The organism is Lysinibacillus sp. fls2-241-R2A-57 (genome assembly GCF_030209535.1).
Taxonomy (GTDB): Bacteria; Bacillota; Bacilli; order Bacillales_A; family Planococcaceae; genus Lysinibacillus.
On record NZ_JARVRU010000194.1, the window covers coordinates 1 to 3,856 of the forward strand.

Sequence of the window (3,856 nt, forward strand, 5' to 3'; positions counted from 1 at the left end):
CGAAGCGACAGCAACAAATGTTTTCTGTGCGAAAGCGAAGCGACAGCAACAACAATTACGCCAAGGCCAAATCAATCACACGTTACGGTGATGAGCCAAAATACTGCTAAATTTCCTATTCATGTATAATAAAAGTCAGGTGATGCAGCATGATAAATTTAAAAGACAAAAAAATATTAATTGTAGATGATGAACCGGAAATCAGAAAAATGATTGAAAGTTTTTTAAGAAAAGAGGGCTTTTTCCGTATATATAATGCAACTGACTGTAGTTCCGCCCTGTCAATCTGCCAAACAGGTAAGCCTGATATAGCTATTCTCGACGTTATGTTACCTGATGGCGATGGATTCTCACTTTTGTCTTCTATTAGACAGTTCTCAGAAATGCCAGTCCTTTTCCTTTCTGCACGGGGCGAGGATGAAGATCGTCTACTCGGACTAGGCTTGGGTGCAGATGATTATATTGTGAAACCGTTCCTACCGCGTGAACTAGTATTAAGGCTTATGGCTATTCTGAAAAGGGTCTACTCCTCTCCTATTTCGGAACAGTTGTCTGTTTTTCAATTAGGAGAACAGACTATTAATCTAGAAAGTGCTGTCGTATACGGGAATCAAAAGGAGCTACCATTGACGGCAAAGGAGCACGCTATACTTGTGAAATTGTATGAAAATCAGGGCAGAATCGTTACGAGTGATGCCTTATGCCAGGCGGTCTGGGGAGATGACAGCTACGGTTACGAAAATACATTGATGGTCCACATCAGGCGGGTTCGTGAAAAAATCGAGGTGGATCCATCCAAACCACTTTATCTTCTTACTGTCAGGGGACTGGGATATAAACTGCTAGTGAAGGAGACGCGTTAAGTGGAAGGAGTTATTCGCATATTACGACGATTTGTCGCCGCTACTATTATCATCTCGATATTTCTGCTTATTTTTAACTTAGTAATGTTATGCGTGCTAGTGTTCACAGAAAATAATCAGTCTCCGTCCCCAGAAAACGTGGTGAAGCAAGTGGCCCAAAGTATGGACAAACAGGGTGACAGCTACCGATTAAACGAGAACACTGCCGAGCTTCTGCAGCATAACAATGCCTGGGCTATGTTAATCGGTGAAGATGGTAATGTGCAATGGGACTACCATCTACCTAATGATGTTCCACAATCCTACAATCTAGTAGAAGTAGCCAAGTTTTCGCGCTATTATCTTATGGAATATCCTGTTTATGCTTGGGAGCATGAGGATGGTCTGATTGTAGTAGGATATCCAAAGAAAAGCCATTGGAGGTATCAGCTTGACTATCTCTCAGATTGGTTAGAGTCATTGCCTTTGCGACTTATATTATTACTGATTTCTAATGTGATACTTGCTTTGCTAATATCGATCATGATTGGGACACGACTAATAAGAAAGATACGTCCTCTTGTGGATGGAGTTCACAGCCTTGCCAAGGAGGAAGCGGTTCAGTTGGATGCCGACGGGATATTCGATGATTTGGCCCAAAGCATTAATTCCACGTCTACTATGCTTCAAAACAAAACGGATGCGTTAAAGGCGCGGGATGAAGCTCGCTCCAACTGGATTGCTGGGATTTCTCATGATATTCGAACGCCCCTGTCGCTAGTTCTCGGCTATGCAAGCGAAATGGAAGAAAATTCGGACTTGCCAGACGAGCAAAGGCATCAGGCTAGCATTATTCGACGTCAAGGCGAGAAACTACGATCACTTGTAAGTGACCTGAATCTGGTCTCCATGCTTGAGTATGAAATGCAACCTTTACATTTGAAGAACATTCGACTATCGGTTTTGGCAAGACAGGTTACCACAGATTTTTTAAATAACGGAATAGATGATCGCTATACCATTGATTTAAAACTAACCACCGAACCGATTCACATCATTGGAGACGAAAAATTATTACTTAGAGCAATTAACAACCTCGTTCTAAACAGTATGCATCACAACCCAGAGGGATGCGAAATCATACTGGAAACCGCCTTGTCTGAGGAAGGCTCCAAGTATCACTTTATCGTAACGGATAATGGACAAGGTATTCCGAATGAACAATTAAAGAATATTACCGAGTTACCTTACTCACCAAAGAGAAAGGGCACTATCAAGCAAGGTCACGGTCTGGGGCTTCCGATGGTAGCAAGGATTGTGCAGGCACATCATGGACGCCTTATTCTTGAGAGTGGCGTAGATCAAAAAGGTCTAACTGCTGTGATGGAATTTCCTATCAGGCACCAAAATGATGAACATTAGAAAACACTAATAGGCAAATGAGTGAGATTTAATGTGAGGCTGGAACATAAGTATATTTTCACAGCAAAATTAAAAAAATTCACATCAGAAAAGCGCGAGAAATCAACGTTTCTAAAATTGATTTCTCGCGCTTTTTAAAGTTTTAACCAGTTATATCCCAGTCTCTTTTTTATTGAATTAACTACCCGTAAAAGCCCGAATAAGGGATGAAGAAAACCTTCACTGATTAATGTCGCCCTTTATCTTTTTTAGAAGTCTATCGCGAGTTGCAAGTGTTTTTATATTCTGCAAATATAGATGAATATATCGCTAGATTTAAGGGGTGGCTAAAGTTTTATGGTGCAGATTATGATGAAATTTGCAACAAAAAGGATTATCAAAATATGTAAGAAAACTAACAAAAATTGATTTTAGTACATTTGTAAATAATGCTATAGTTTCAATGTCAAATTTAAAATATAGATCTATATATTATGGAGATGAAGAAATGAAAAAAGCATTCTTACTATTAGCTGCTATACTTTTGTTATTTTCTCAACTATCACTAGGTAATCTACCTGCTTACGCAAACGGTGATAGAGAAGGTGATTATATAACTGAGAGTGTGAATGGCGGTGTTGCCATTGTTGGGTATAAGGGCGAATCAAAGGATATTGATATTCCTAATGAGATTGAAGGACAACCAGTCGTAGAAATAGGGTATAGAGCGTTTAGGAGTGCGCTATTAACAAGTGTAAAAATACCTTCAAGTGTTACAAAGATAGGAATTAGTGCATTTGAATATAATCGATTAACAAGCGTAGAGATCCCACCAAGCGTTACAACGATTGGAAGTAGTGCATTTTATTCTAATTATTTAACAAGTATTGAACTCCCATCAAGCATAAAGACAATCGGACATTCTGCATTTCATGTCAACAGGTTGGATTCTGTAACATTTCAGGGGGAGTCTTATGATTACCAGTTTTTTGGAACACCATTCGATCAACAAGGCCAACCAGACAAAATATTCATTGGATGGTTTGAAGATGCAGATCATACCATTAAGTGGACTAAAAAAATTTCACAGCCGATGACCATTTATGGGAAATGGAGTCATTATATTATCACTTTTGATTCTAATGGAGGAAATAAAGTTTCGCGTCAAATAGTGGGATATAAAGAACGAGCAAAAGCGCCGTCTAATCCTGAGAAAGAGGATCACATATTTGCTGGTTGGTATAAAGATAAAGAACTGACAGAACCATGGGACTTTGATCAAGATGTAGAAACAAAGGATATAACGCTGTATGCCAAATGGAATAAATCAAATTATTTAGTTACTTTTGATACCAATGGAGGAAGTGAAGTTCCAGCGCAAACCGTTGGATACAACGAATTAGTGCAAATACCAATTGTTCCGAAGAAGGAAGGCTATACATTTGCAGGGTGGCATAAAGATAAGGAATTGACAGAACCATGGGGCTTTGAACAAGATGTGGTAACAGAAGATATCACGCTATACGCCAAATGGACGAAAGTAAGCTACATCGTTACTTTTGATTCCAATGGAGGAAGCAAAGTTTCATCCCAATCGGTAGGATCTGGTGAGT

At 39.3% G+C, this 3,856-nt stretch carries 3 protein-coding genes; all 3 read left to right on the plus strand.

Features of this window, described 5'->3' with window-relative positions; translation table 11 throughout:
* The first annotated feature begins 149 nt into the window (after positions 1-149).
* On the plus strand, positions 150-863 hold the full coding sequence (locus QRN68_RS23685) for a response regulator transcription factor (protein WP_285399655.1): 714 nt from the start codon (positions 150-152) through the stop codon (positions 861-863).
* Positions 864-2,264, plus strand: coding sequence for a sensor histidine kinase (locus QRN68_RS23690; RefSeq protein ID WP_285399656.1), 1,401 nt, complete (start codon positions 864-866; stop codon positions 2,262-2,264).
* A 487-nt stretch (positions 2,265-2,751) separates the two neighbouring features.
* Positions 2,752-3,856: InlB B-repeat-containing protein (locus QRN68_RS23695; protein WP_285399657.1), on the plus strand; the 1,105-nt coding region annotated here is incomplete at its 3' end.

Bases quoted from the DNA above. Each gene is read 5' to 3' on its own strand.
- QRN68_RS23685 (WP_285399655.1), top strand. From the start codon at position 150: ATGATAAATTTAAAAGACAAAAAAATATTAATTGTAGATGATGAACCG.